Raw genomic sequence first — 26,002 nt, forward strand, 5'->3', positions numbered from 1 at the left:
TATTATTTATTTAAAATACGTTTTCTGTTATTATCCCTGGCGTTGTTTAAAACGAGGGTTCTTTTTGTTGATAATATACAATCTGCCTTTGCGACGTACTATCTTACAATCTGCACTACGCTTTTTGATTGAAGCTCTAACCTTCATGAGTTTGGTTATTTTAAAATTTATATTTTATTTATAACGATATATAATACGGCCTCTTGACAGATCATAAGGACTCATTTCCACTCCTACTTTGTCGCCGGGAAGAATACGGATATAGTGCATCCTCATTTTACCGGAGATAGTTGCTAATATTTCGTGTTCATTTTCGAGACGCACGCGAAACATTGCATTTGACAAAGCTTCTACGATCACTCCATCCTGTTTAATTAAAGACTGTTTGGCCATATTATTAAAGGACTGCAAAGGTATGTGCTTTTTTTAATTCATCCAAATAATTATAACACAACATTCATACAGAATGCTGTATTTCATCGTGGATACTCATTTACGTTGTATAACTATAATTATCAACGAATTACACATATACCATTACTCTACCCTACCGGTTCAACAGTAAGGCTCACGGCCCAATGGTGCAAAGAAGGGAATTGCTCATCTATCAGGTCGTGCGGCAGATCGTAAGCTTTATGGGTAGAAGTGAGAAATACTGTACGCATCCCGGCCTTCTTACCAAATTCCATATCGCTTAGGTTGTTACCTACCATGATACTGCGTTTGAGGTCTATTTCCGGGTAGTCATTGGTAGCCTGCATGGCCATACCGGTATTAGGCTTACGGTTGTGATCATTATCATCCAGTGCCGTACAAGCATAGATCTTATCTATACGGCCTCCCTCATCCGCCACCTTAGCGGTCATATGCTGGTGTATTTCTTTCAGGTCTTCCAGGCTCATGATCCCTTTGCCAACGCCTCGCTGGTTGGTCACCACAACAATACGCCCGAATATGTCATTTAATAAACGGAGGGATTTCAGGCTACCCTTGTAAAACTTGAATTCTTCAACAGATGTTATGTAAGACCCTACATTTTCCTCATTGATCACCCCATCGCGGTCTAAAAACAATGTCCAGCTGTTGTCTATTTGTCCCTGGAAATTTTGCTCGTTCGTCATGTCATATCCTTTTAGCTAGTCAAAAAAACCATCTTCTACCAATTGGCAAATAATATGGCCTATCATTATATGCGATTCCTGTATTCTAGGCGTGTCACTGCTTGGCACTTTTATTATCAGGTCGCAAAGGCCGTTCATTTTGCCCCCGCCCTCACCTGTAAACCCTACAGTAATCATACCAATCTCCCGCGCGGTTTGTAAAGCGTTTGTAATATTAACAGAGTTGCCCGAGGTACTCAGTGCTATTAATATGTCACCTTTCCTGCCTGTTCCTGCCACCATCCTGCTATATACCTGCTCATATCCATAGTCATTTGCTACCGCTGTCAGGTACGATGTATTGCAGTGCAAAGCCTCAGATGGCAGCGGTTTCCTGTCCTTATAGAACCTCCCGCTGAATTCTGCTGCCAAATGCTGGGCATCTGCTGCGCTACCTCCATTACCACAAAACAAGACCTTATTACCATTTTTAAACGCTGCTGTTATTAACGAAGTTATTTCGTCAATAGTTTTTAACAGCCCGTTATCATTTAAAACCTTGCTTTTAACATCTATTGATGCCGCAACAATTGATCTTATCTTGTCTTGCATATACCTAAAAATACAACAACGCACCTATTGCTAAGTGCGTTGTGTGGAAAAATTGAAATTCTGTGGATATTTATATATACATTATATAACCAGCATAGCATCGCCATAACTGAAGAACCTGTATTTTTCTTTTATAGCTGTTTTATAAGCCTCCATAGCCAGGTCGTAACCCGCAAATGCACAAACCATGATCAGCAGGCTGGTTTTTGGCAGGTGAAAGTTGGTAATGAGGCTATCGGCAATTGAAAAATCGTATGGCGGATGGATGAACAGGTTGGTCCACCCTTCTTCCGGTTTCAGCAGGCCGTTAGCGGTTACTGAGCTCTCCAGCGCTCTCATAGTAGTAGTACCTACCGAGCAGATGCGCCTTTTATCTTTCTTGGCAGTGTTTACTATTGCAGCGGCATATTCATCCACCTTGAAGTACTCTGCGTCCATTTTATGCTTTGACAGGTCCTCTACCTCTATCGGGCGGAAGGTACCTAAACCTGTATGCAGCGTTACTTCGGCAAACTTGATACCCTGTATCTCCAGGCGCATGATCAGTTCGCGGCTGAAGTGTAGTCCGGCAGTAGGAGCTGCCACAGCACCTTCGTATTTAGCATATACTGTCTGGTAACGCTCCTTATCCATTTCATCAGGCTTACGCTTGATGTATTTAGGCAGTGGTGTCTCACCCAGCTGTTCCAGCATCCTCCTGAAAGCAGCATCATCGCCGTCAAACAGGAAACGGATTGTACGTCCGCGCGAAGTGGTATTATCTATTACCTCTGCAACCAACTCATCGTTGTCACCAAAGTAAAGTTTATTACCTACCCTTATTTTACGTGCCGGGTCTACTATTACATCCCAAAGGCGATTAGTCTTATTCAGTTCACGCAACAAAAACACTTCTATCTTGGCTCCGGTCTTCTCTTTTTTACCGTACAAACGTGCCGGGAATACCTTGGTATTATTAACTACCATTACGTCTTTGTCGTCAAAATATTCTGAAATATCCCTGAATGTACGATGCTCTATCTTACCCGTATCCTTGTGCACTACCATCAGGCGGCTGTCCTCTCTCGCTTTGGTGGGGTTTTGAGCAATAATGTTAAGGGGTAATTCAAATTTGAATTGAGACAACTTCATACGTGGCAGTATAATTTTAAAAGTGTGCAAAGTTAGCGAAACTTTGATAATATTACAATTTTGGCTGTACTTCCCTCATATTTATAGAATATGTTAACATCCCTTTCTGAATCCATATTCCTTATTTTATTTCAACTGCCTTACATTTACGCCCTAAATCTCAATATATATGCAAGCTTGGAATGATTACATGTCCGAAAATAAGGACCGTTTCTTAGATGAATTATTAGAACTGTTGCGCATACCTTCCATCAGCGCAGACAGTAAATATAAAGGCGATGTCGCCCGTTGTGCCGAAGCGGTGAAAGAATCGCTGCTGAAAGCAGGTTGTGACAAAGCCGAAATTTGCCCTACCGCAGGACACCCGATAGTATATGGCGAAAAGATAGTTGACCCGGCCCTGCCTACAGTCCTGGTGTACGGTCACTACGACGTGCAACCCCCCGACCCGCTGGATCTGTGGGAAAGCGGCCCGTTCGAGCCGGTGATCAAAGACGGCAATATATATGCCCGTGGTTCTGCCGATGACAAAGGACAGGTATTCATGCACGTTAAGGCACTGGAAGTAATGGCAAAGACCAATACCCTGGCATGCAACGTTAAGATGATGATCGAAGGAGAAGAAGAAGTGGGCTCTGACAACCTGGGCAAGTTCCTGGAAGATAATGTTGAGAAATTGAAAGCTGACATCGTTCTGGTATCAGATACTGCGATGATCAGCATGGAGCACCCTTCCATCGAGACCGGCCTGCGTGGACTGTCTTATCTTGAAGTTGAGGTTACAGGCCCTAACCGCGACCTGCACAGTGGTGTATATGGCGGTGCGGTAGGCAACCCCATCAACATCCTTTGCCAGATGATCGCTTCTCTGCATGACGAGAACAATCACATTACGATCCCTGGCTTTTACGACAAGGTAAAAGAACTGAACCAGGCTGAGCGTGATGCCATCAACAACAAACCATTCGACCTGGATGAGTATAAAAAAGACCTGGGCATTGATGATGTTCGTGGCGAAAAAGGATACTCTACCACTGAGCGTACCGGCACACGCCCTACACTGGATGTGAATGGCATATGGGGTGGTTATATTGGTGAAGGCGCTAAAACAGTGCTGCCATCCAAAGCATATGCAAAAATATCTATGCGGCTGGTGCCGGACCAGACCTCAAAGGAAATAACAGACATGTTCACCAAGCACTTTATGAGCATCGCTCCTGCTGAAGTGAAAGTAAAAATAACTCCGCATCACGGTGGTGAGCCTGTAGTTACACCTACAGATTCAATTGCCTACCAGGCTGCGGCAAAAGCCATAACAACTGCTTTTGGCAAAGAGCCGATACCTACACGCGGTGGTGGTAGTATTCCGATAGTTGCACTGTTTGAAAAAACATTGGGTTTGAAGACCGTACTCATGGGCTTTGGCCTGGACAGCGATGCTATCCACTCGCCTAACGAAAAATATGGCGTTGAGAACTACTTCAAAGGCATTGAGACAATACCTTACTTCCACAAGTATTTTGCGGAGATGAGTAAAGGATAATATCAACTACTGGATATTAATTACGCCCTCCTGCAAAACAGGAGGGCGTAATTGTTTAAGTTACCACATTTTTATAACATTTACCCTATTTTATTTCTCCCGTCAAAGCCTGAAATTTGTGCTTATGGACGACAAAATAATCATAGCGATAGATGGCCATTCTTCCTGCGGCAAAAGCACTATTGCCAAGATGCTCGCAAAAGAACTGGGCTACAGGCATATAGATAGCGGTGCTATGTATCGTGCCATTACATTATACTTCCTGCGCAACGATGTCAACATAAGTCACATTCTGGAAGTAAAAGAAGCGCTTAAGAATATCAAGCTGAGTTTTTTATATAATGAGACGACTAAGCAACCCGAGATATGCCTGAATGGTGAAGATGTAGCCCACCATATACACGACATGATCGTAGCAGAAAAAGTTAGCGATGTGGCTGCTATAAAAGAGGTGCGCGATTTTGCCGTGGCGCAACAACAGGAAATGGGCAAAGAAAAAGGCATCGTAATGGACGGCAGGGATATAGGAACCGTGGTATTCCCCAATGCCGAACTGAAAATATTCATGACCGCTGATATGGACGTACGAGCCAAACGCCGATTCCAGGAACTGTACCCTAAAAATCCGAACATTACTTACGAAGAGGTAATGGCCAACATCCAGATGCGCGATTATATTGACAGCAATCGCGAAGAAAGTCCGCTGACACAGGCAGAAGATGCTCTTGTACTCGACAATACATCGCTCGACCGTAATGACCAGTTAAAAAAGGCTATTGGCTGGGTAAAGGAACGTTGCATAAAGGAGAAAGTGTGATGAATAAAATCAGGTTTCATTTTCTCCTGTCGTCAGTACTGATATTTTTGTGCAACATCAGCTTTGCTTGTACATGCGTTAATGGAATAACAACGAAGAGTTCTTACTATACATCGGACATTGTTGTGAACGTAATTATTATTGAATTAAAAAACCTTTCTGACACATCCCTGACTCCGGACAATCAAAAAACAATTACGTTAAAAGGCATTGAATACAAAGCAGTTGTGCTTCACCAGTACAAGGGAAGCAAATCAGCAGATACTATTGCCATAGACCCTTTTGCTTTTACCAGTTGCGAGGCAGCATTCGAAACAGGCAGAAATTACCTTGTCTTCGCAAATCAGTCTAATTCTGGCATTTACTTCACGAGTATGTGTAAAGGAAATAAGTTGTACAATAAAAAAGACAATAAATTACTTCTAAAGCTCCAACGAAAGAACAGAAAATGACCAACGGCGAAATATCAGACCACTTTTCTCTGCTGTCCAAACTGATGGACATACATGGCGAAGATGCCTTCCGTGCCAAGAACTATAGCATTGCTGCATACAACATAGACAAACTGCCAAGGCAGGCCAGCGAAATGGACGATGCTGAACTGTTTACAATGCGTGGTATAGGGCAAAGTACGGGCAGTAAAATACGCGAGCTGTTGGAAACAGGTAAGCTACAGGCCCTGGAAGATATCCTGGCCCGCACGCCACAAGGCATCCTGGACATGATGCAAATAAAAGGTCTAGGCCCGAAAAAAATTGCCCAGATATGGAAGGAAATGGGCATCGAAAGCGTGGGCGAACTGGAATATGCCTGCAACGAGAACAGGCTGGCTTCTTTCAAGGGGTTTGGGGCAAAAACCCAGCAAAGCATTTTGCAGAACATCGAGTTCATTCGTGCCAATCAAAACTTCAGGCTATGGGCCGAAGTGGAAGAGATATCCAATGTACTCGTAACACAATTAGGCAAAGCAAACCCCGGCAAGCTATTCTCACTGACAGGCGAGATACGCAGGCAATTACCAACAGTTGAATTCATTGACATTGTTACGGATACGGACAGCAAAACACTGCAAAGCCAGTTTGGCGTTACCACAGGAGTAAAGACCGAAGAAAAAGACAACGTCCTGTATGTAGATGCTCCTAACCAACTGGCCATACGCGTACACCTCACCACCAAAGAAAAGTTTTACAACACCCTATTCTCCACTTCTGCCGGCGAAGAGTTTCTTACAGCCTTTACCGGCAAATACACGTTACCGGGAACACCTGCCAGCGAAGAAGAAATATTCTCAGCAAACAAACTGGAATACATTCCTCCTGCGCTGCGGGAAACAGCTGACATTTTAGACAAAGCTGCAGCAAACAAACTCCCCGTACTCATTCAACCCTCCGATATCAAAGGCATAATACACTCCCACTCTACATGGAGCGATGGCGCCGACACCATCGAAGCTATGGCCAAGGCTTGCATAGAACAGGGGTACGAATACCTCGTTATCAGCGACCACTCACAGGCCGCTTTTTACGCCAATGGATTAGACCCCAAGCGCATTGCAGAACAACACCGCGAGGTAGATGCGCTCAACGAAAAATTGGCACCATTCAGGATATTCAAGAGTATTGAGGTGGACATACTGAATGACGGTAGCCTTGATTATTCAGATGACGTACTGGCTACACTCGACCTGGTCATTGCATCCGTACACACCAACCTGAAAATGACACAGGAGAAAGCTATGGAACGTGTATTAAAGGCTATACGCTACCCCTACACTACCATACTAGGCCACCCCACAGGCAGGCTCCTGCTATCACGCGAAGGTTACCCGCTCGACCATAAGGTGATCATAGATGAATGCGTAAAGCACAACGTGGTAATTGAGATAAACGCTCACCCCCGCCGTCTCGACCTCGACTGGAAATGGATTTCCTACGCTATTGAAGCAGGCGCACTTCTATCTATCGACCCGGACGCGCACGCCATTGCAGGTTACCACGACGTATATTATGGTACACTCTCTGCCCAGAAAGGAGGCCTGACCAAAGAGCGCAACCTGAGTAGCTACAGTCTGAAAGAATTTGAAGCGTGGCTGAGCAAGGGGAAATAAAAACCCGCGTAAAGAATGACCAATATCACTCCTCCGATTGACCATACTCATAATCCAGTAGTAGTACAACCTGTATTTTCATACTATGAAAAAGCTATCCCGTATCATGCTGATAACAATACTGGTAATACTGGGCATCTGGGGCATACTCACCATATGGACAGAAATGCCCGGTCCTGCAAAAAGCTGGCAATATGGCAATACAAATAACATAAAGAAAGTATTGATCGTTTATGACCCTGACCCTATATACAACCTTGACGAACAGTTATGCAGGGCTTTCGGACAAGCGATGTCAGAGCATCACATACAGGCGACGGTAGCAACCGTAAAAGCTATGAAAGAGCTCCCCACTACAGGCTACGACATATATATGCTCTGCGCCAACACCTACAACTGGCGCCCGGATATGGCTATAACAGGATTTGTAAAAAAACATCCTGAGTTGAAGGGCAAACCTGTCGCTGCACTCACAATAGGTTCAGGCAGCACCAAAGAGTCAAAAGCAGCATTCGACAGGCTGCTGAAAGAAAAAGGTACCGATCTGGTAGACTCCCGTACACTGTGGCTGATGCGACCCAATGACGAATCAAGAGTGAAAGAACCCAACGTACAGGTAGCCATATCTATGACACAGCAATGGGCGGAAGAATTAGCAAAAAAACTTCAACCTATGTAGCAACCGTGGACCATACTCCACCCCTTATACTTGCAGGTAAAAACAGACATGCAGGAATTACTCACAGAAACACTTACATCATCCATCAGCAACACGCTGCACAAAACATTATTGGAACAAAGGAAAATATTCCTTTGGGGAGTGGTAGAAGACAACACCTCAAAAGAAGTAATAGAGCAACTGGCCTACCTGGAGGCAGTAACTCCCGGCACACCCATACATTTATACATCAATAGTCCCGGCGGTGTAGTAACTGCAGGTTTCGCCATGCATGACATGATGCAGGCTATATCATCACCCGTATATACTTATTGTATAGGTTTCACAGCAAGTATGGGCTCAGTATTGTTATCGGCAGGAGAAAAGGGACATCGTTACATTTATCCTATGGCTGAAGTGATGATACACCAACCTTCAATTGGCAGCTTCAGGGCACACTCCATAGATATTGAGATAAATGCGCGGCAGATAATAAAGACCAAAGAAATAATAGCGGATATACTGGCAGGCAATTGCGGCAAAACGCAGCATCAGGTTATGAAAGATTTTGACCGTGATTACTGGATGAATGCTAAAGAAGCGGTAGACTATGGAATTATAGACAAAATAGTAACACCTTAGGCGGCAAGCTTCATTTCCGGTAAAGATATGGTATGGCCTGTTTTCTTCTTCAGCAACAACTGGTGCTCGCGGTTCAGCCTCATCCTGTAGTTGTGTAGTTGCTCAATGGCTTCATCCATACCGGTTATCTTGCGTTCTACTATCTGCAACATTTTCGATATATCCAGCACCTGTATAGATTGCAGCACGAGCAGTTCCCTTATCTCCTCAAGTGTAAAGCCCAGGTCCTTATACTTGCGTATGGCGTTCAGCACGTGCACAGTGTCTTCAGGGTAATCCTTGTAGTTGTTTTCCTTGCGTGCCCTTTTAGGCAATACGATCAATCCTATCTTCTCATAATACCTGATCGTATCCCTGGAGAAACCTGTACGCTTAGCTAACTGGCCTATTAACATATACAACTCGTTTACAATACTAAAAATAAGAAATCTCTACCAGATCATCAAAATTACAAAATCATATTTACAATAATTTTCGTATATTTGTCATTGTTTAATGACTGGACTTCAGTCGAAAGTTCTTTGACATATCACCAACATGAAATATCGGAATAGCAGTTCCACATACTTTTTATTTTTTCGCATTGAAAGGAAACATTTGGAAACAAAATACTGTAATAAAATGTAAGTCAACCATTTACAGAGATAACGCCTAAGAAGATCGCCCAGGCAAGGAAACAAAATGGAAACAAAAACGGCTGCGGGGAACAAAAGTAAGCTATAAAAGAAAAATGTTGTGTTCGTCTTTAACAACAAAACACAACATTTCGCATATAAGTACAATATTTACAGGCTACATCAGGATACCAACTCCTTCTTCATATCGGGATTACTCTCTATATACCCGAATGCCTTCTTCTGCTCTTCTGTTAGCTTACCCTCCTGCTTCTTTACGATCTTACTCATCTCCTTAACCGTAAGGGTCGATTTATCAGGGCTCCAGCCCGGCGCGCCAAAAATGTAGTTCAGCTTATCTTTCAATGTTTTGGCTTTGCGCACATCTATCCAGATATTCTCAAACTCGTGCATCACTATCTTTATCGGGTTGTAACTTTCAGGTGGCTTGGTAACACCAAAGTGCCTTTCCTGCCCGTCACGGCCATTATGAAAAGTGCCGAACAGCTTATCCCAGATGATAAAGATACCGCCAAAATTCTTATCCATATAAGAGAAGTTCTTACTATGGTGTATCTGGTGCAGCTGGGGGGTGTTGAATATCTTCTCATACCAGCCCAGGTGCGGTACAGACAAGGAATGCAGCGTAAACTGGTACAGCGAATTGATAGACATCGCCATCAGCACCATTACAGGATGAAAGCCTACGGCTGGCATCCACAACCAGTACACCGGCTTTACGAAAAATATGGTCCAGCTATTGCGGAAAGAAGTACCGAAGTTGAAATACTCTGACGAGTGATGCGGAATATGCGCCGCCCATAGTATGCGTATGGTGTGTGCGAACCTGTGGTGCCAGTAGAAGTTGAAATCATCTCCTATAATGGCCAGTATCCATACCCACCAGCTGGCACCCAGCCAGTTTTGCCCGAAGGCTGCCGTATAATTCAACGCCTCTCTTACAGGGGCAAACAACTCAAACACCCCCGTGAACACCGCAAGTGTCCCTGCTTTGGTCAACATCTGCATCAGCACCGCCCCTGTACCAACACCCGCACTCGCAGCAGAATCCTTCAGATCATACTTGTGTTGTTTATGCCGGATACTCATGATCACCTCGATAGTAATGACAATAACTCCGAACGGTATGAAATAGGGGATAAAATAAATAAACTTCATTATATATATCTGTATGAACCTCTAGAATAACAAAATAATCCCTGACAAACAAATTGGTGACAGAATTAGGGTGGACATGAACTGAAACTGACAATGCTGTGTCATTCTTGTTTTTTGAGCCTTGTCATCAACAGTAATATGATCTGTATCATACTTGAGACCGTGCCGGGTACCAGGTACCATAATGACAGAACGTTCAGGAATAATAAATATCTTCCTGCATTCCTGACCTTCATTGCGTAACTCACAGCAAACACCAGGCCCAATACGCCAAAAGTCAGGAAGATGACTTTCATCGGGGTGCCTACCGGATCAACACCAACAGATGTAACCAGTCTGCTCCACGGCCCCAGTTGCCCGGCATATTCACCGGTTTCAGGTCGTACATAGTCACCCACCAGCAATGCACGCGAACCGTCAAAGGCCATAAACCCGAAATTGAGCACAGCCAGCACAACGATCAGCCACTTAAAGACTCTGTTCATATGGAACTGTTTCCTGCAAGAGTAACACAAATTGCCAAGGATGACAAATGTCATCTTTTTGTGTAACTATTGTAACCAACTGCCGGCAGGCATGATAGTACTTTTACACTGTACCTGATTTAATAACTATAAAACACAGGATTATGAAAAAGACACTTGTAATTGCACTGGCTCTAACCGCAGCATTCGGTTTTACATCTTGCAAAAAAGAAAAGACAAACGTAGTTCCCACAACATCGACTACGACTCCAACTTCCGCAACCATCACTGCATTTGAGCAGCAGAGTATCACATTCACAAGAGAAGAAGAGAAGATGGCAAGGGATGTGTACACTACACTAGTAGCCAAATGGACCAATATGGCCTTCCTGAATAACATCATTGCCAGTGAACAAAAACATATGGATGCTGTTAAGACATTGCTGGACAAGTTCAACATGAGCGACCCTGTAGCTAACAACGGAGTAGGTGTTTTCACTAATCCTGATATACAGAAGCTGTATAATGACCTGGTAGCAAAGGGCAATCAAAGTGAACTTGATGCCATCATCGTAGGGCTGACCATTGAAGACATGGATATATATGACATTGAAAAAGCATTATTCCAGGTGCAGAATGCAGACATAGCAACAGTGTACAACAACCTGGCCGGCGCCAGCAAAAACCATATGCGTGAGTTTTATACCCAGTTGCAGGCAAAAGGCGGTACCTATACACCACAGTACATTACGCAACAGGAATACAATGATATTGTAACCACGCCAAAGGTGCACGGACATAATTAAAAAACGAGTGTGATAGAGAAGATGGGTATGTGCTGAGGCCCGGGTTGATCCCGGGCCTCAGATGTTATTGATAAAGGTCTAATAACTTATAAAGGGTCTTTCTGTTGCGCGTAGTACATACTACTTTCAGTTTCCCTTCCATGAACTTGTTCTCAAACCGTGCTTTGCCCCTGTCCTTATATCTTAATATATACAGCTCTGTACCGATAACCGTACATTCATCTACCTCGTTATTGAAAGAGCAAAGCAATTTCTGCTTGTCCTGTTCCGGCTCTTCCGACAGGAAGCCGATGTAGACCACAGCGTTACCATCATCCTCAATATCCTTGTATGGGTCGGCATCAGCAATGGTAGCCAGTTCATCTACTGTTCTCACCATTGTTTCAACCTCAAAACCCAGTTCTTTCTTTAGGTGCTTTTCAATCTTCTTCGATATGGTTTCATTCTTGCTTTTGGGTGCTTCAAAATATACATTGCCGCTTTGTATATAGCTGGCCACATTCTTAAAACCCATATCTGCAAAGAGCTGCCTCAGGTACTCCATCTTAATGATCTTGGTACCCGATACATTTATCGCCCGGTGAAATGCTACATACTTAGCCATATCAGTCTAGTTTGTTTTCCCTGTTATCCAGGAATCTCACCTGCTTACGGCTGCCTTCCGGGAACTGTATCTGGTGAATAGCAGATGCCGAATGGAAATGCAGCAATGGAGCTACCCTCAGCTTGCTCTGCAACTCAGGCCTCAACCTGGCTTCGCAATCATCTATGGGCAATGGTGTATGTATATGTAGTTTCAGTTCGTCCGTACCCAGCTCATTGGTAAAGGTCTCCACCACATATTCGCTCACATAGCCGATATTGTTCAGTATATCGAATATCGCGGGCGGGTAAAGCGTAGTGCCTTTGTATTTGATCATCTGCTGCTTGCGCCCCAATACCGGCGATAACCTCCGCGATGTTCTTCCGCAATAACACTTGGTATCATAATAAGTACAGATATCACCCGTACGATAGCGCAGCAGCGGCATACCCTCTACGCCGAGTGTAGTGATGGTCACCTCGCCAAACTGGCCCGCAGGTATGGGTTTGCCGTGGTCGTCCAGTATCTCCATAATTACCAGGTCGGGCTGCTCATGGCCACCTACCCCTGCATTACACTCCGTAAAGGCCGTCTGCATTTCTGTAGACGCATAGGTATTATATAAATGGATGGGCCATGCGTCGTGTATCTTCTGCCCAAGCGTGTTCAGTTCAAAATCAGTATTCCTGATGCTTTCGCCGATGCAGATAGCCTTTTTCACAGGCGAGTGTTTCAGGTCTACCTGGTGTTCGGTAGCATAGTCTATCAGCTTCAGCATGAACGACGGCACGGTAACAATACTATTAGACTGTAACCTACCGATAGCATCCCACTGCAACGCCGGCAACCCCGGGCCTGTACGTACCAACGCTGCACCCAGCTTGCGGATGCCCTGGTAATAAGCTATCCCCGCCATAAACTGCCTGTCCAGCGTAAGCATAAGCTGGTAAATATCTTCCGGCTGCCCGTCGGCACATTTGAATGATTGTTCTTCATTATATGCCAGCCTTTGCAGGTCGTTCTCGGTCAGGGCTATGGTTACAGGCTTGCCCATAGTGCCCGATGTAGCGGTATATTCTTTTATATCCGTCTCCGGCACGCAGAGGAACTCCCAGTTATGCTCCTGCATATCACTTTTTGAAGTGGTAGGCAGAAAGGTCATATCCTCCAGCGAGCGGATATTATTAATATCAATATTGTGTTCCCTGAACAAACGCTGGTAAAAGGGCGACTTGTCCTGCAGGTACTTAAGTAACTGCTGCAAAGCCTCGTATTGGTAGTCTCTTTGTTCGTCTGTAGTGGCAAAGGCCAGTTTGGGGTTATACATATTTCCTTCCGTTAAATACCTTACTAAAGTACACCGAAAAAAATCTATTGCCTTATTTCCAAATCTGATTTTTCATTTTTGTTTTGCTGATATATCTTTGCACATGGCTGCAAAATCTAAATTCTACGGCGAAGGCCTTACTTTCGATGACGTATTGCTGGCTCCTGCTTACTCTGAAGTACTTCCACGCGAAGTGAGCACAGCTTCCCAACTGACAAAAAACATTACGCTGAACATCCCTATGATGTCTGCGGCAATGGATACGGTAACTGACGCCCCACTGGCTATTGCACTGGCACGCGAAGGCGGAATAGGTATTCTGCACAAGAATATGTCCATTGAACGCCAGGCAGAGCAGGTGCGCAAAGTAAAGCGTAGTGAGAGCGGGCTGATAACAGACCCCATAACATTGACCCCAGAGGCTACAGTGGCAGATGCTGTAAAGCTGATGAAGGATAACAAAATAGGCGGTATTCCCATAGTGGGCAACAACAACCTGCTGGTGGGTATACTCACCAACCGCGACCTGCGCTTTGAAAAGAACATGCGCAAGAAGATAAGCGAGGTGATGACCAAAGACAACCTGATAACCGCCGCCATAGGCACCAACATGTCTAAGGCAGAAAGCATACTGGAGAAACACAAAATTGAGAAGCTGCCGATAGTAGACAAAAAAGGCAAGCTGATAGGCCTGATCACTTTCAGGGATATACTGCACCTGAAAAGCCACCCCAACGCCGCCAAAGACAGCGCGGGACGACTGCTGGCAGGTGCCGCGGTAGGTATCACAGCCGATACGCTGCAAAGGGTGGAAGCCCTGATGGCAGCAGGCGTTGACATCATTACTTTAGACAGCGCACACGGACACTCAAAAGGTGTGATAGATATGGTGAAGCTGGTGAAGAGATCCTTTAAACAACTACCGGTAATAGCCGGCAACATAGCTACCGCAGCAGGTGCACTGGCACTGGCAGAAGCAGGTGCTGATGCTGTGAAAGTAGGTGTAGGGCCGGGCTCTATCTGTACTACCCGCGTGGTAACAGGAGCAGGCGCCCCCCAACTGACGGCTATCATGGAAGCTGCACAGGCGCTGAAACGTAAGAACATACCCGTGATAGCAGACGGTGGTATCCGCTACACAGGCGATATGGTGAAGGCACTGGCAGCAGGCGCATCCTGCATCATGGCTGGTTCTATATTCGCAGGTACCGAGGAAAGCCCAGGCGAGACCATCATATACGAAGGACGTAAGTTCAAATCATACCGCGGTATGGGTTCTGTTGAGGCGATGCAGGAAGGTTCTAAAGACCGCTACTTCCAGGACATGGAGGCAGACGTGAAGAAACTGGTACCGGAAGGTATCGTTGGCCGTGTACCTTACAAAGGCACGCTCAGCGAGATAGTGCAACAATTTGTTGGCGGACTGAGGGCAGGTATGGGTTACTGCGGTGCTAAAGACATCAAGACCCTGCAAAACGATGCACAGTTCATACGCATCACCGCAGCAAGTATGGCCGAAAGCCACCCGCACGATATAGTAATTACCAAAGAAGCACCTAACTATAGTCGTTAATAGTTAGTAGTTTTAAATTCATACAGCGGCTGTGCATTTTGCATGGCCGCTTTTTTGTGCCCTCAATTGTAGCGCTGACGCGCGTGCGTCAGTGCGTCAGTGCGTCACTTACTATATTAAATAAAACGTAATTTTGTTATTAACAATAATTGTTGTATTATTGCTACTATTATTTAACCATGAAAAAGTATCACTATGGAACCTTTGAAACAAGAAGACCCTAAGGACATCATGAAGACAGACTGGTTCAACGAACTGTATGAGGCATCGAAGGCAGCAAAAAAACAAAACGAGCAAATACCGCTGCAACCTCCCGGAGAAGAAGAAAGCAAAGGCTATCGCTGCTTTGCCGACAAGCTGTACACTACCCTGCCCGAAATGCTGCGTGTACCCGCAAAGCGTTTCAGCGATGGTGAGGAGCGGGAGCTGTTCCTGGTAAGTGCACTGGGTGTAATAAGCGGCATGCTGCCCAACTATTACGGCAACTACTTTGGCAGCAATGTGGGTACCAACCTGTATTGCTTTGTAGTAGGCGCCTACGGCACGGGCAAGGGCGCTTTGAAATGGGCAAGGCTGCTGGGCGAGATCACCCACCTGAACAGGCTGGACGAAGCCAAAGAAGAAGAAGCACGCTACAAGCGCGACAAGGTGCAGTATAACATGCTGCTGGCACAATACAACAAAGGCAAGCTGGCAGAACCGCCCGCAGAGCCCGCACAGCCACGCCACCTGAAACTGTTCATACCCGCCAACACCACCAAGACCGCCGTAATGCAACTGCTGGAAGAGAACGACGGCAGCGGTATTATTTTTGAAACGGAGGGCGACACGTTGGCCGATATGCTGCGGCAGGACTATGGCAACTTCAGCGATATACTGCGCAAGGCCTACCACCACGAGCCGCTCAGCTTTTTTCGCCGTGCCAACAACGAGGATGTGACCGTGCAAAACCCGGCATTAAGCGTAGTGCTATCCGGCACTTACGACCAACTGCTGAAACTGATACCCAGTATAGATAACGGGCTGTACAGCAGGTTCATGTTCTACATGCTGCATGGCAACAACGATTTTCGCGATCCCTTCAGCAAGAACGACTTTACCCATGCGCTGCATATAGAGAACTACGCAGGCAAATACGCCGACCTGTATCGCCTGTTGCAACATCAGCAGGTAGCCAAACAGTTTACGCTTACCGCAGCGCAGCAACAACAATTTGTAGCGCACTTCAGGTATGTAAAAGAATGGACGCAGGACAAGATAGGCACCGAGCTGGACGGCAGCATCAACCGTATGGCGCTGATGGCCTACCGTATAGCCATGATACTGACCATACTGCGCCACTACGAGGCTGACACGCAACTGCAACGCGCCGCGCTTACCTGCACCGATACCGACCTGCAAAACGCACTGGACATTATGGACGTGCTGAGTTACAACGCTACAGACGTGTATAAATACCTGGGCAAACACGGCAGCAGGCGTGCCGCCAACATCAACAGCGATGAAAATACAGACGCACAACGCAACCTGTGCTACCGCTACAGCCAGCAGGGCATGAGCCTGCGCAAAATAGCCGTGGAGGTGTTTGGCAATATACACGCACACGGACGGGTAAGGCGCATACTGAAAAACTATGGCATACAGGAATAGCCTGTAGCGGTTGACGCACTGTAGCGCGCGCGTCAATGCGTCAATCCCCCTATCCCCCTAAAGGGGAGATTCAATACGCATATAGAATAGCCGTTTTACATCGCGATTATTATATGTAAATGAACTTATCATAATTAGTCTCCCCTTTAGGGGGATAGGGGGACTACTCAGCAAAGACGAATAAAAAACAAACCAAAAAAACTACAACCATGATAGAAATAAGATGTACAAAAATTGAGCAATGCCGCAACCAACCTGCCCTTTATGGCAAACTGCTGGCACTGAAACAGGCCTTACAGGAAGGACAGAACGGCAACTTCAACTCGGGCATGAGCAGCAAATGGCGCAGTGCGGCGCTGACCGTACACCACGGGGCAGACATAGATACGGCATACAACAACTTAGCCTTCAACCTGGGCACGTTCAGCAGCAAGGCATGTAAGGAGAAACAGGAGCCGATGCTGGACAGTTTCACCAGCTATTTTGAGCAACTGAACAACAACGGGTGGCAATTTAAATACGGCAACAAACAGGTGAGCTGGCAGGGCCTGCACGATGAGGTAAAAATGACGGGACAAGCACCCTGGATAATGGAACGCAACGGGCGCTATCATTGCCACTACATAACAGAAAAGCCCTACCCCGGCTGGCAGCAGCAACTCAGGTACCCGCTGCTGCAACAATATATAGCCAACAATATACTGGACTGCGACCCGCAACTGGTGAGCATAGGCATATATACCATACTGGACAAGCAGTTTATTATGATGCGATACGCAGAGGATGAACTACAGGAAGCACAGGCAGAAGCACGAAACATTTTTGCCGATGTACACCGGGCGTTTACCCGTGAGCTGCATACCCTATAACCACTGACGCGCTGTAGCGCGCGCGTCAGTGCGTCAATTTGGGAATTGGGTGAAAACACCTTATGTAACTTTCAAAATATACTATACATTTAACTTAATATGGCAAATAGAGTAACATATTTACTAGGTGCTGGTGCTAGTGCTGGAGCTCTTCCAACAATGGCCAATTTTGGAGAAGCAGTTACAGAAATACTTAACCACCTTGAATCAATTAAATCGAAACAAATCAACTTTTTTTGGGATCAGAATGAGAGAAATGCATATGACCTTGTATTTGACCACTTAAACATTCTTCTAAAAGCATGCAATGAGCATAAAACTGTTGACACATACGCAAAGATGCTGTGGTCAACCGATAAAAACAGTGAATATAAGCTTATAAAATGTACGATAATATTATTCTTCGAACTATACCGATATTTTAACAACAAAGTTGATAAAAGATATGATGCCTTTTTTGCCTCTATAATTTCAAAGGAAGAACCACGCTTACCTGATGAAATTCGTATTATATCATGGAACTATGACTACGAATTTGAAAAAGCTTTTATGAAATATGCATTGAGCGCGACGGAAGATATTCACTCTATTTATGATGAACTTAATGTGATACATAAAAATAGTATTCCAGTTGACTTAAAGAATAAATTCAGAATAATTAAAGTTAATGGTACGACAGGATTTTATGATACGAACCAAAAATTGACACTTGGTTTAAACCTCCCCAACTTTCACCGCGACAAAGACATTGCAGATATGTCATGGAAAGATATAATGCCATTATTCATTAATTACAATAAATATGCTGGCAAAAACTCGAAATATATTCCTGCAATTTCATTTGAATGGGAGAAAGATGACGACGGTAGTTTAAAAAAAGCAATAACGGAGTGCACATCAATGTCACGCGCATTAGTCGTAATTGGCTATTCATTCCCAACATTTAACCGTGAAATGGATACATATATACTACAAAGTCTAAAATTGCAATCGGGAGACACTCAAGTTTACATACAGGATGCTGACTACTATTCAATTCAATCAAAAATAGAACGATTCATCAAGAAAGACCTTACAACTTTCATTCATCAAGAAAGCAATTTAGATGAATTCTACTTACCTCATGAATTTCGCTAAATTGTAGCGTTGACGCGCGTGCGTCAGTGCGTCATCTGTATTTCTGTTGCTCTCTCACAAATGGCTATTGTTTTGTAATTCGCGATTGTCCTTCGCGAGCAACCCACCCCTACACCCCTCCGAGGAGGGGAATATATTACACCGTCACGGTTTAAAAACTCAATCCCACCCCGGCAACAAACATACCGTTGCTGCCCCAATCGAAAGGGCCGTTCCAGTGGTAGAAGGCGCCGGCGTTTATGTCCAGGTAGGCTATATTCAGATAGTTGAGGCGGATGATCCTGTTGAGCATCATCCCCGTTTCGTGATAGCCCGTAGCGGGTGTACCCAGGTTGCCGCCTGCCAAACTGTTCTGCCTGTTCAGGCTGCCATACAGCAGGTTGTGTATCACGCTGATATAGGGCGCGCTGTATTTTGTTTTGTACAGCATCCTGTCAAACTCGTGTCGGTAGAACAGGCAGGCATACCTGTCGTTGTAATACGTGTACGGGTGCATGGTCACAAAGCCGCCATATACATACAGGTACCCTTTGTTCAGCCTGTAGCCATTGGCCGCCAGCAGGAACGAGCGCGGCAGGGGTGCATCGTTCTGCGTCAGCAGCAGGCCTGCCTCCGCCCTTACTATATCCTTCCCCCACCTGTTGATATGTGTCCTGTAATTCACTGCGCCCACCACCCTCGCATAGTTCACATCATAGCCGAGGCTCCTCACATTGCCGCTACTGATATTGAGGTACAACACCGGGTATTTTGTAGCTATAGGAAAGTAATAGCCAAACAAGGGCGCTCTCTTCTCCCTGTAGGCATACCTCAGGTGCAGAGACACCTCCTGCTGCTCAAACTTTGTGTTGTAGGCATCACCGTTGCCCCACTTATAGGAGTATTGCGGTTTTAGCGTATGCAGGCTGTATTGCACATCCCCTTCCAGGTAGCCCGCCCTGCCATGTACCGTTGCGGTATAGCCCACTATCCTGTCTACCTTGTTCAGCAGCAGGCTGCGGTAGTAGCGCATATCCAGCTCGGGGTGGATACTTACATTACCACTGTTTTGGTAGGTGTTCTCGTAAGCCACCTCGGCCCAGTATTCCTTCCTGCTGTCAAAATACTTCTTTACAGAGCCGCCGTATTTCCATTGTTTGTCTTTAAAACCATAACCAAACCAGCCACCTACAGACAGGTTCTTCACCAGCTTATCATTGGTATATAAGCCCAGACCCAGCCTTGTTTTCTCATAGGCGTTATAGGTATACAGGCGAGACAGGTCGACATCTACAGCATTTATATGTACCCTCCCCGTCACCGCAAAGTAGCCAACAACGTCCATTAGCTTATCAACACCTACATCCTCAAACACACTATCCATAAACACATAGGTATTCTGCTCTTTCAGGGTAAGCGGTTCGTGCCTTATAGCAGCCCACTCTTCGTCTGTACGCATATCTATCGAGTCGTGCAGTGTAACAGGGTATGCCTTACTGTATTTGTCCAGGTCGTCCTCGTTGAATGAAACTGAATCTACAATGGAGTGTCCACTCAGGCGCAATCCTATCTTGGGGCTCGGATATTTTTTGAAGATGAAATCATAATTCAGCTCGGCGGGAAACCAACGGCCGTCTACCTGCTTATAGTTCTGTTCCATTTTCAGGTAACGCTCCTGCCCGCTGTCTGCCGAGTTGGTGGTGATATGCGTTATAGCATACCCATTACTGTTGATATACACGATACCCCGCAATGAATTAAAATTGGCGCCCTTCTTTGGATAGTACGACAGCATAAATGTAGTATCACCATCCTGCACCAACTCATTGTTCAGGCTGAACTCGTATTTGCCCTGCCAGCCCGGGGCAACCGGGTGCATATAGTTGATGCCGTTCAGTGCTATCACATCGGTATACACATGAAAAGGCAGCAGCCCCGTCACGAGGTTGGTAAAGTATGTTTTCTGAAACCCTGACAGCTTCGACGCCAGTATGGTCTCCTGCAGTTTATCACGCTTGCGGTAAGAGCGCTTGCTATAGGTCTCTCCGAATAGTATATGCCTTTGCTCTATGAATTTATTGAACTGTTGTGTACTGCTGTCATCCTGCTTATAGTCAGCAGATGGCAACATATCCGCATCCATCTTATAATACACATGGCATTTATAAGCATCAAACAGATCGGGGTCGTGTTCTTTTTTATGCGCAATAGCGGTATTAATAATGCGTCTTATCTTTTCATTATCGGGGCGTATCACCACTTCATCCATCTTGCCCGAAATGCGCTGTAACCGTATGGTATCGCGCAGCGGTCGCCTCACTGTAAGTGTTGAGTAACCTGCGTAAGAAATATGTAGTTCGGCAAAAGCATTGCCCGCAGGTATGGAAAATACGCCGTTGATATCTGCAACCGTACCCCGTGTAGTATTGCCATAGCGTACAGTGGCGTATGGCAGTGTCTCTCCCGAGTAGCCATCTACCACAATGCAGCTTTTGCTATGCTGAGCACGGCATAAAACAGGTAATAAACAGAGTAGTATAAAAGTGGCAAAACGGTTCATTGTCATTACATACAACGACAATATTAAGGGATTATTCTAAACCCTCTTCCTCAAAATCGGCAGACATCGGTGAATTGTTGATAAGCTTATACAATGCAGGGCCGTGCTGGTAGATACCCTTATTGTATTTATTCCCAAGAACTATGATAGTAAAATTGTCTTTGATGAACCTGAGGAATACTGTATTGTTACCATGCCACCAACCATTGTGAAATACTACTTTATCGCCGTCAGGGTAGCAGTACATGCGCCAGCCCAGGCCGTAATTCTTAACGCCGGGCCTTTCAAAAGAGCATGGGCCATAAGCATACTCTGTGGTAGCACTATCTAAGAACAGGTAGTTGTAAAAAGACTGGTCCCATTTATACATATCACGCACGGTGCTGTATATCCCCTTATCTCCATAGATACCATCAGAGAATACTATCGGGTATACAGACCAGTCATATTTGTAACTTTTGGTAGCATTACCGGGCAGTCCCCAGGCAGGGTCAAACACGAAGGTATTGGTCATACCCAGCGGCTCAAAAATATACTGCTGCATGAAATCACGGTAATTCATCTCCGTTACTTCCTCTATCAGCCTGGCAAGTATAGCAAAGTTGCTGTTGCTGTATTTGAACCGGGTATTGGGGGTAAATTCCAACCCTGGTTTGTATTTGGCAAACATAGCCAGCAGGTCGTCATTATATATCGGCGTGACAGTATTCTTATTGTAACGTGCGTACCACCTAAGGTAATCAGGAACGCCGGAGCGGTGGTTCAGTAACATTTTGATCGTCACGTCTGGATAAGGGAAATTTGGCAGGTAAGTTTGCACCTTATGGTCAATATTCAGGTATTTGTGCTGGTGCAGGTACATAATGGCTGTAGCTGTAAAGGTCTTGGATGTTGAGGCTAACTGTACGCCTGCGTCCGGGGTAAGTTTTCTGCCGGCTCCTTTATCTGCATATCCAAAATAACGCTCATAAATGATCTGCCCGTGATATCCTATCAATACGCTGCCGTTAAATCCATGCGCTACCTGCACACGGTAGAATGAGTCCAGTTTATACCTCATCAACTGGTATTCTACAGTGGTGGTGTCCTCAAAATAAAGATTGATACTGCCGAATTTCTTGGGTTCCCCGGTGTATTTGGGACAAGCTTTCAGTCCTGTCGTCTGCAACGAACAAGCTAAAGCTATGATCAGGAAAAAAGCATTAAATACGGTTTTTTTATACTGCATAATACACCGGCACTACCTACAAAACTATATCATAAGATCAAGCTATCGGCCCCTTTAACTCATCATTAACAAATTTATATACTTTCTCTATAAACTCGTAGTAGCATTGTCCTATCTCGTAGTAGCTGACAACAAATGTACGATAGGCTTCATCAACCGGCTGCATATGTTTGGCGCGACGCTGTAACCCTTGCAGGGAGCGCTGTGCGCCCATCATATGGCGGTAATTGTACAGCCAGTTCTGCTCTTTCATATAAGGAAACATAGCTGCGAATTTCGGAGGAAAGAACTCTTTGTGCTGCTCCAGCTTTTTATACACATCCTGTGTAAAACCCAACAGATCATCTTCTGTTTTAAAGTATGCGGGATCTGTAGCCAGGTAATGATCGAATAGTGTATCTACTATTGCACCTGAATACAAACCATAATTCTGGCGGAACCATACTGCCGCTCGCTGTACTGAGGGAAAGGTATCTGTAAAAGAATCTATTTTACGATGTAATAATATACCCTTCTGTATACCTTCCGGGTAATCATTTAAAGCCACCCTGCCTTTCACATAGTCACCTATCATATTCCCGGTAAGTATCTCTGCATCTCCCAAAGACAGGAACGCATGACCTAAATAGTTCATGCTGCAATCTACTACAACTGCATGATACGTGGCAGCTTTTCGGCCAGTATTTCAAGGTCGTTGTTCATTGCTTTCAGCTCCACCAGCATTTTTTCAAGATATATTTCCTGGTGATTACTCAGCAATATATGGGGTTGGCTCATTGATCCGTCAGTAAGAAGATTATATGTCGACGACGGGTCTATACTTTTGAGTAAGTACACATTCTTCACAAATAGCCTGTCACAATCTGTTAAAAGTTTCTGTTGCCGCAACACCAGGTCCTGGTCTGTATCATCATTCATATCGCCCTGTTCCAGTTGTATGTTATTCAGCTCCCTGGTAATTCTTATATTATGTGTGATAATGTAATAGAAAATAGCAAAAGGGCGTTTCCTGAATGCAGGTTCTTCCATATATCTATTGAAAGAATCAAATGCATTGCTATTGGCTGACTCTGCATTGCGTTTGTATTTTGTCCATACCCCTTCCTGTTTGCCCGGAAAGAATATAGCACAGAAGTAAACATAGTTCATATGTATGGCATGCGACAAGTGCACGGGCAACCACTTTTTGTCCCAGGTAGGTAACAATGCAAAACCTGCCACCACTGCAATAAGAGAGCCCGCAACAGTTGACAATGCACGGGTCAGTATCAGGTCACTACTCAACTCCCTGTTGATGTTAAATAGCAATACCAGGTTGACTGTAATAAAAAACGCTGCCCAGGAATATCGTTTGCGCAAAAAAACGATCATAGGTATAAACGTCAGGAACAGCAATGCCTCCTGCAGGTACAGTCCTGTAGGCAATCGCAAAAACAAACCGGCAACAATGCCACCTGCTACGGTACCTATCACCCTGTCACGTGCTTTTTTCAGTGTAGCACCAAAGTAGGTTTGTGTTACAATGATCAGTGTAAATGGAATCCAATAACCATGGTCAATATTCCAGAACTTGTATATGAACATGGCAATAGCAGCAGCAATAGCAGAACGCAACGCATACCTGGCGGTAAAGGTGCCGAAGTTGAACAGTATCTGTATATACCTGAGCCAATATTTAGGGTGCAGGATAAATATGGTCTTCATCATGGAATATGACCGTATCATCGATTTTTCCTGTACAATACTTTGAAGATGTTTAAATGCCGCATCTATCACTTTAGTGTTACGCTCTGCAAGCAGTATGATCCTTGCGATATGCGGCCCATTTTCAGACCCCGCGTCCGGAATACGTTCTTTCAACAATGTTGTCAGCTTATTCAGCCTGCTGATGCGCGAGCGGAGTATCAGCTCCTCCGCCGGTTCGTGAGTAATGGTATATACTGCCATGCGTTCCAGCGTTTGCTCCATAGCACGCAGTAAAGAAAATATTTTCACACAGATACTACTGTCCAGCATACTGCGGTGCAGGTTATGCATCTCCTCGCTGATAGTAGTTACCTGTATACCAACGATAGCTGCAGCTTTACGCACTTGCGCCAGCACATGCTCATCTCCATCCTTCTCTGTAGACTCATGAGCCATGGTTTCAAACAATTCCAATGAAGCATCAATAGCCGTTCGTATATCTTTTTCCTTCAGGTATATATCGTGTTCATTACTCCTTGGGCCACTGCCATCCCACCCTTTAGCAATAGTTTGAGTAAGTGCACTTATCGATTTCCATATGATGGCTATCGACCGCCGGTAAGGACGCTGGGCGGGAACAAACACCGATGCTACTACTGCTGCTACACCATTCCACAAAGCGCCCCCCACTACCAGCATTGCACGCTCTTGCAATTCAGGGATCGTAGAGGTTGGGTATGCGTTACAGAATATGAACAATGCATACACACAAATAGCCAGCCCGCTACCCCTGTTGCCTATATTCTTCAATAATGAAGAAACAAAGGCAACTGCCGCCATCATAATTACACTCAACCACAATATATGCCCGGTAACACTACCTAACAATGCAAAAAGTATAGCTAAAGCAGAGCTACCTGCCAGCAGCTTAAGCCTGTGCTGAAAATCTCCTTTCAACTCTACCCAGCAAATACATTCTGCCATCAGGGCTACCCAGCCTGCTTCTACCAGCCTGCCGGTGTACACACCCCATATTAACGGAGCCATAGCGGCAATAGCCATGCGCAGCCCCCAACTCACGTCCGGCTCGAATGTCTCATTTACGATGAGCTTATTAAGTTGCTTATATGGTTGTACTATACGCAATGGTACTTACTTAGTATCTGGCCATGAGTTGTTTGTCGATCAGCACCTTCAGGTTATCGCTATGTATAGTGCCCTCAATAAACTTACGATAGCTTCTTTTTTTGTAGAACAGTAATGTAGCAGGTATTGAGCCCTGCCACTCATTGTCTATCTTAGGAATAAACTCGTTAGCATTGGTTTCATTGAACCACACCACCTCGTGCTCCAGTTTTTTCTTCTGTACAAACTTTGGTATCTTCTTTTGATAATCTTCTTTAAAGTCCAGGCTTACCAGCAATACTTTCACAGGCCTGCCTTTATAGTTACCTGCAAGCTTATCGAACTCGGGCAGTTCTTTCACACAAGGGCCGCACCATGTTGCCCAAAAATTGACCACAAATAATGTATCAGGCGAAGCTGCTAATCTTTTCATCAACATTTCAGCATCATAAGCTGCTATGTCCTGTCCGAACGATATATTGACGCCTGCTATTAAGACAAAAGCTAATACCAGGGTCCGTATGTATTTAGTCATGACACAAAGGTATCACACAACTATGAGCTAATCATAGCTGAATATCTTAAAACCATGTTTAAATAGTAATGTTTTGC

At 45.0% G+C, this 26,002-nt stretch carries 26 protein-coding genes; 11 read left to right on the top strand and 15 right to left on the bottom strand.

All coding sequences use genetic code 11. The features are described 5' to 3' along the window. Window positions 1–30: 30 nt before the first annotated feature. The 5 genes from rpmJ to queA form a co-directional block, all read right to left on the bottom strand. Complete coding sequence (gene rpmJ / locus H6550_11505) at window positions 31–147, bottom strand: 50S ribosomal protein L36 (GenBank protein ID MCB9046748.1); 117 nt, start codon at window positions 145–147, stop codon at window positions 31–33. 27 nt (window positions 148–174) lie between these two features. Next, a complete protein-coding gene (infA, locus tag H6550_11510; GenBank protein MCB9046749.1) occupies window positions 175–393 on the bottom strand; it encodes a translation initiation factor IF-1 in 219 nt (72 codons plus the stop codon). 149 nt (window positions 394–542) lie between these two features. Beyond that, window positions 543–1,121, bottom strand: a complete 579-nt coding sequence (locus H6550_11515; protein ID MCB9046750.1) for an HAD family hydrolase — start codon at window positions 1,119–1,121, stop codon at window positions 543–545. A 15-nt stretch (window positions 1,122–1,136) separates the two neighbouring features. After that, window positions 1,137–1,712 carry a D-sedoheptulose 7-phosphate isomerase gene (locus tag H6550_11520; protein MCB9046751.1) on the bottom strand — a complete coding sequence of 192 codons (576 nt, stop codon included), beginning with the start codon at window positions 1,710–1,712 and terminating at the stop codon, window positions 1,137–1,139. Window positions 1,713–1,793: 81 nt separating this feature from the next. Beyond that, window positions 1,794–2,843 (bottom strand): tRNA preQ1(34) S-adenosylmethionine ribosyltransferase-isomerase QueA, encoded by a 1,050-nt coding sequence (gene queA / locus H6550_11525; GenBank protein MCB9046752.1) that lies wholly within the window; start codon window positions 2,841–2,843, stop codon window positions 1,794–1,796. Window positions 2,844–3,012: 169 nt separating this feature from the next. On the opposite strand from queA, the gene H6550_11530 reads away from it, so the two are divergent. From H6550_11530 to H6550_11555, 6 genes are all read left to right on the top strand, one after another. After that, window positions 3,013–4,386: a dipeptidase gene (locus H6550_11530; GenBank protein MCB9046753.1), complete on the top strand. Its 1,374-nt coding sequence runs from the start codon at window positions 3,013–3,015 to the stop codon at window positions 4,384–4,386. 124 nt (window positions 4,387–4,510) lie between these two features. Then, complete coding sequence (locus tag H6550_11535; protein ID MCB9046754.1) at window positions 4,511–5,203, top strand: (d)CMP kinase; 693 nt, start codon at window positions 4,511–4,513, stop codon at window positions 5,201–5,203. After that, window positions 5,203–5,655: a hypothetical protein gene (locus H6550_11540; protein MCB9046755.1), complete on the top strand. Its 453-nt coding sequence runs from the start codon at window positions 5,203–5,205 to the stop codon at window positions 5,653–5,655. The genes H6550_11535 and H6550_11540 overlap by 1 nt, the downstream gene beginning before the upstream one ends. Continuing rightward, the gene (locus tag H6550_11545) at window positions 5,652–7,310 is read left to right on the top strand and encodes a DNA polymerase/3'-5' exonuclease PolX (GenBank protein ID MCB9046756.1); all 1,659 of its coding nucleotides are present in this window, start codon (window positions 5,652–5,654) and stop codon (window positions 7,308–7,310) included. The genes H6550_11540 and H6550_11545 overlap by 4 nt, the downstream gene beginning before the upstream one ends. An 85-nt stretch (window positions 7,311–7,395) precedes the next feature. Then, window positions 7,396–7,989 carry a hypothetical protein gene (locus H6550_11550; protein ID MCB9046757.1) on the top strand — a complete coding sequence of 198 codons (594 nt, stop codon included), beginning with the start codon at window positions 7,396–7,398 and terminating at the stop codon, window positions 7,987–7,989. Window positions 7,990–8,037: 48 nt separating this feature from the next. Continuing rightward, complete coding sequence (locus H6550_11555; GenBank protein ID MCB9046758.1) at window positions 8,038–8,610, top strand: ATP-dependent Clp protease proteolytic subunit; 573 nt, start codon at window positions 8,038–8,040, stop codon at window positions 8,608–8,610. Here the strand turns inward: H6550_11555 and H6550_11560 are convergent. From H6550_11560 to H6550_11570, 3 genes are all read right to left on the bottom strand, one after another. Then, window positions 8,607–9,005, bottom strand: coding sequence for a MerR family transcriptional regulator (locus H6550_11560; protein ID MCB9046759.1), 399 nt, complete (start codon window positions 9,003–9,005; stop codon window positions 8,607–8,609). The genes H6550_11555 and H6550_11560 overlap by 4 nt on opposite strands. A gap of 402 nt (window positions 9,006–9,407) precedes the next feature. Further along, window positions 9,408–10,403 carry a sterol desaturase family protein gene (locus tag H6550_11565; GenBank protein MCB9046760.1) on the bottom strand — a complete coding sequence of 332 codons (996 nt, stop codon included), beginning with the start codon at window positions 10,401–10,403 and terminating at the stop codon, window positions 9,408–9,410. Window positions 10,404–10,504: 101 nt separating this feature from the next. Further along, window positions 10,505–10,888, bottom strand: a complete 384-nt coding sequence (locus H6550_11570; GenBank protein MCB9046761.1) for a hypothetical protein — start codon at window positions 10,886–10,888, stop codon at window positions 10,505–10,507. Window positions 10,889–11,031: 143 nt separating this feature from the next. On the opposite strand from H6550_11570, the gene H6550_11575 reads away from it, so the two are divergent. After that, window positions 11,032–11,673: a DUF2202 domain-containing protein gene (locus tag H6550_11575; protein MCB9046762.1), complete on the top strand. Its 642-nt coding sequence runs from the start codon at window positions 11,032–11,034 to the stop codon at window positions 11,671–11,673. A gap of 64 nt (window positions 11,674–11,737) precedes the next feature. Here the strand turns inward: H6550_11575 and H6550_11580 are convergent, their stop codons facing one another. Both H6550_11580 and H6550_11585 read right to left on the bottom strand, forming a co-directional pair. Beyond that, window positions 11,738–12,277, bottom strand: a complete 540-nt coding sequence (locus H6550_11580) for a DUF1697 domain-containing protein (GenBank protein ID MCB9046763.1) — start codon at window positions 12,275–12,277, stop codon at window positions 11,738–11,740. 1 nt (window position 12,278) lies between these two features. Continuing rightward, window positions 12,279–13,583, bottom strand: a complete 1,305-nt coding sequence (locus H6550_11585) for an AMP-binding protein (protein ID MCB9046764.1) — start codon at window positions 13,581–13,583, stop codon at window positions 12,279–12,281. Window positions 13,584–13,686: 103 nt separating this feature from the next. On the opposite strand from H6550_11585, the gene guaB reads away from it, so the two are divergent. The 4 genes from guaB to H6550_11605 all read left to right on the top strand — a co-directional run bounded on the left by guaB (window position 13,687) and on the right by H6550_11605 (window position 18,812). Further along, window positions 13,687–15,156 carry an IMP dehydrogenase gene (gene guaB, locus H6550_11590; protein MCB9046765.1) on the top strand — a complete coding sequence of 490 codons (1,470 nt, stop codon included), beginning with the start codon at window positions 13,687–13,689 and terminating at the stop codon, window positions 15,154–15,156. A gap of 195 nt (window positions 15,157–15,351) precedes the next feature. Further along, window positions 15,352–16,806 (top strand): DUF3987 domain-containing protein, encoded by a 1,455-nt coding sequence (locus H6550_11595; protein ID MCB9046766.1) that lies wholly within the window; start codon window positions 15,352–15,354, stop codon window positions 16,804–16,806. 209 nt (window positions 16,807–17,015) lie between these two features. Then, on the top strand, window positions 17,016–17,675 hold the full coding sequence (locus tag H6550_11600; protein ID MCB9046767.1) for a hypothetical protein: 660 nt from the start codon (window positions 17,016–17,018) through the stop codon (window positions 17,673–17,675). Window positions 17,676–17,774: 99 nt separating this feature from the next. Beyond that, window positions 17,775–18,812, top strand: coding sequence for a hypothetical protein (locus H6550_11605; GenBank protein ID MCB9046768.1), 1,038 nt, complete (start codon window positions 17,775–17,777; stop codon window positions 18,810–18,812). 151 nt (window positions 18,813–18,963) lie between these two features. Here the strand turns inward: H6550_11605 and H6550_11610 are convergent, their stop codons facing one another. The 5 genes from H6550_11610 to H6550_11630 all read right to left on the bottom strand — a co-directional run bounded on the left by H6550_11610 (window position 18,964) and on the right by H6550_11630 (window position 25,925). Next, window positions 18,964–21,273 (bottom strand): carboxypeptidase-like regulatory domain-containing protein, encoded by a 2,310-nt coding sequence (locus tag H6550_11610; GenBank protein ID MCB9046769.1) that lies wholly within the window; start codon window positions 21,271–21,273, stop codon window positions 18,964–18,966. A 109-nt stretch (window positions 21,274–21,382) separates the two neighbouring features. Next, on the bottom strand, window positions 21,383–22,579 hold the full coding sequence (locus H6550_11615; GenBank protein MCB9046770.1) for a beta-lactamase family protein: 1,197 nt from the start codon (window positions 22,577–22,579) through the stop codon (window positions 21,383–21,385). 37 nt (window positions 22,580–22,616) lie between these two features. After that, on the bottom strand, window positions 22,617–23,213 hold the full coding sequence (locus H6550_11620) for a DUF479 domain-containing protein (GenBank protein MCB9046771.1): 597 nt from the start codon (window positions 23,211–23,213) through the stop codon (window positions 22,617–22,619). Between the two features lie 11 nt (window positions 23,214–23,224). Next, window positions 23,225–25,411, bottom strand: a complete 2,187-nt coding sequence (locus H6550_11625) for an FUSC family protein (protein MCB9046772.1) — start codon at window positions 25,409–25,411, stop codon at window positions 23,225–23,227. Between the two features lie 10 nt (window positions 25,412–25,421). After that, complete coding sequence (locus H6550_11630; protein ID MCB9046773.1) at window positions 25,422–25,925, bottom strand: redoxin domain-containing protein; 504 nt, start codon at window positions 25,923–25,925, stop codon at window positions 25,422–25,424. Window positions 25,926–26,002 lie beyond the last annotated feature (77 nt).

Source organism: Chitinophagales bacterium, assembly GCA_020636495.1.
In the GTDB taxonomy this organism is placed as follows: Bacteria; Bacteroidota; Bacteroidia; order Chitinophagales; family Chitinophagaceae; genus UBA5543.

What these genes read in the sequence shown, in the direction of transcription:
- H6550_11530 (MCB9046753.1), top strand. Translation starts at nt 3,013, where the DNA reads ATGCAAGCTTGGAATGATTACATGTCCGAAAATAAGGACCGTTTCTTA.
- H6550_11520 (MCB9046751.1), bottom strand. Translation starts at nt 1,712, where the DNA reads ATGCAAGACAAGATAAGATCAATTGTTGCGGCATCAATAGATGTTAAA.
- H6550_11630 (MCB9046773.1), bottom strand. Translation starts at nt 25,925, where the DNA reads ATGACTAAATACATACGGACCCTGGTATTAGCTTTTGTCTTAATAGCA.
- H6550_11540 (MCB9046755.1), top strand. Translation starts at nt 5,203, where the DNA reads ATGAATAAAATCAGGTTTCATTTTCTCCTGTCGTCAGTACTGATATTT.
- H6550_11550 (MCB9046757.1), top strand. Translation starts at nt 7,396, where the DNA reads ATGAAAAAGCTATCCCGTATCATGCTGATAACAATACTGGTAATACTG.
- H6550_11605 (MCB9046768.1), top strand. Translation starts at nt 17,775, where the DNA reads ATGGCAAATAGAGTAACATATTTACTAGGTGCTGGTGCTAGTGCTGGA.
- infA (MCB9046749.1), bottom strand. Translation starts at nt 393, where the DNA reads ATGGCCAAACAGTCTTTAATTAAACAGGATGGAGTGATCGTAGAAGCT.
- H6550_11545 (MCB9046756.1), top strand. Translation starts at nt 5,652, where the DNA reads ATGACCAACGGCGAAATATCAGACCACTTTTCTCTGCTGTCCAAACTG.
- H6550_11515 (MCB9046750.1), bottom strand. Translation starts at nt 1,121, where the DNA reads ATGACGAACGAGCAAAATTTCCAGGGACAAATAGACAACAGCTGGACA.
- queA (MCB9046752.1), bottom strand. Translation starts at nt 2,843, where the DNA reads ATGAAGTTGTCTCAATTCAAATTTGAATTACCCCTTAACATTATTGCT.
- H6550_11595 (MCB9046766.1), top strand. Translation starts at nt 15,352, where the DNA reads ATGGAACCTTTGAAACAAGAAGACCCTAAGGACATCATGAAGACAGAC.
- H6550_11620 (MCB9046771.1), bottom strand. Translation starts at nt 23,213, where the DNA reads ATGAACTATTTAGGTCATGCGTTCCTGTCTTTGGGAGATGCAGAGATA.
- guaB (MCB9046765.1), top strand. Translation starts at nt 13,687, where the DNA reads ATGGCTGCAAAATCTAAATTCTACGGCGAAGGCCTTACTTTCGATGAC.
- H6550_11535 (MCB9046754.1), top strand. Translation starts at nt 4,511, where the DNA reads ATGGACGACAAAATAATCATAGCGATAGATGGCCATTCTTCCTGCGGC.
- H6550_11560 (MCB9046759.1), bottom strand. Translation starts at nt 9,005, where the DNA reads ATGTTAATAGGCCAGTTAGCTAAGCGTACAGGTTTCTCCAGGGATACG.
- H6550_11570 (MCB9046761.1), bottom strand. Translation starts at nt 10,888, where the DNA reads ATGAACAGAGTCTTTAAGTGGCTGATCGTTGTGCTGGCTGTGCTCAAT.
- H6550_11575 (MCB9046762.1), top strand. Translation starts at nt 11,032, where the DNA reads ATGAAAAAGACACTTGTAATTGCACTGGCTCTAACCGCAGCATTCGGT.
- H6550_11600 (MCB9046767.1), top strand. Translation starts at nt 17,016, where the DNA reads ATGATAGAAATAAGATGTACAAAAATTGAGCAATGCCGCAACCAACCT.
- H6550_11555 (MCB9046758.1), top strand. Translation starts at nt 8,038, where the DNA reads ATGCAGGAATTACTCACAGAAACACTTACATCATCCATCAGCAACACG.
- H6550_11585 (MCB9046764.1), bottom strand. Translation starts at nt 13,583, where the DNA reads ATGTATAACCCCAAACTGGCCTTTGCCACTACAGACGAACAAAGAGAC.
- H6550_11615 (MCB9046770.1), bottom strand. Translation starts at nt 22,579, where the DNA reads ATGCAGTATAAAAAAACCGTATTTAATGCTTTTTTCCTGATCATAGCT.
- rpmJ (MCB9046748.1), bottom strand. Translation starts at nt 147, where the DNA reads ATGAAGGTTAGAGCTTCAATCAAAAAGCGTAGTGCAGATTGTAAGATA.
- H6550_11565 (MCB9046760.1), bottom strand. Translation starts at nt 10,403, where the DNA reads ATGAAGTTTATTTATTTTATCCCCTATTTCATACCGTTCGGAGTTATT.
- H6550_11580 (MCB9046763.1), bottom strand. Translation starts at nt 12,277, where the DNA reads ATGGCTAAGTATGTAGCATTTCACCGGGCGATAAATGTATCGGGTACC.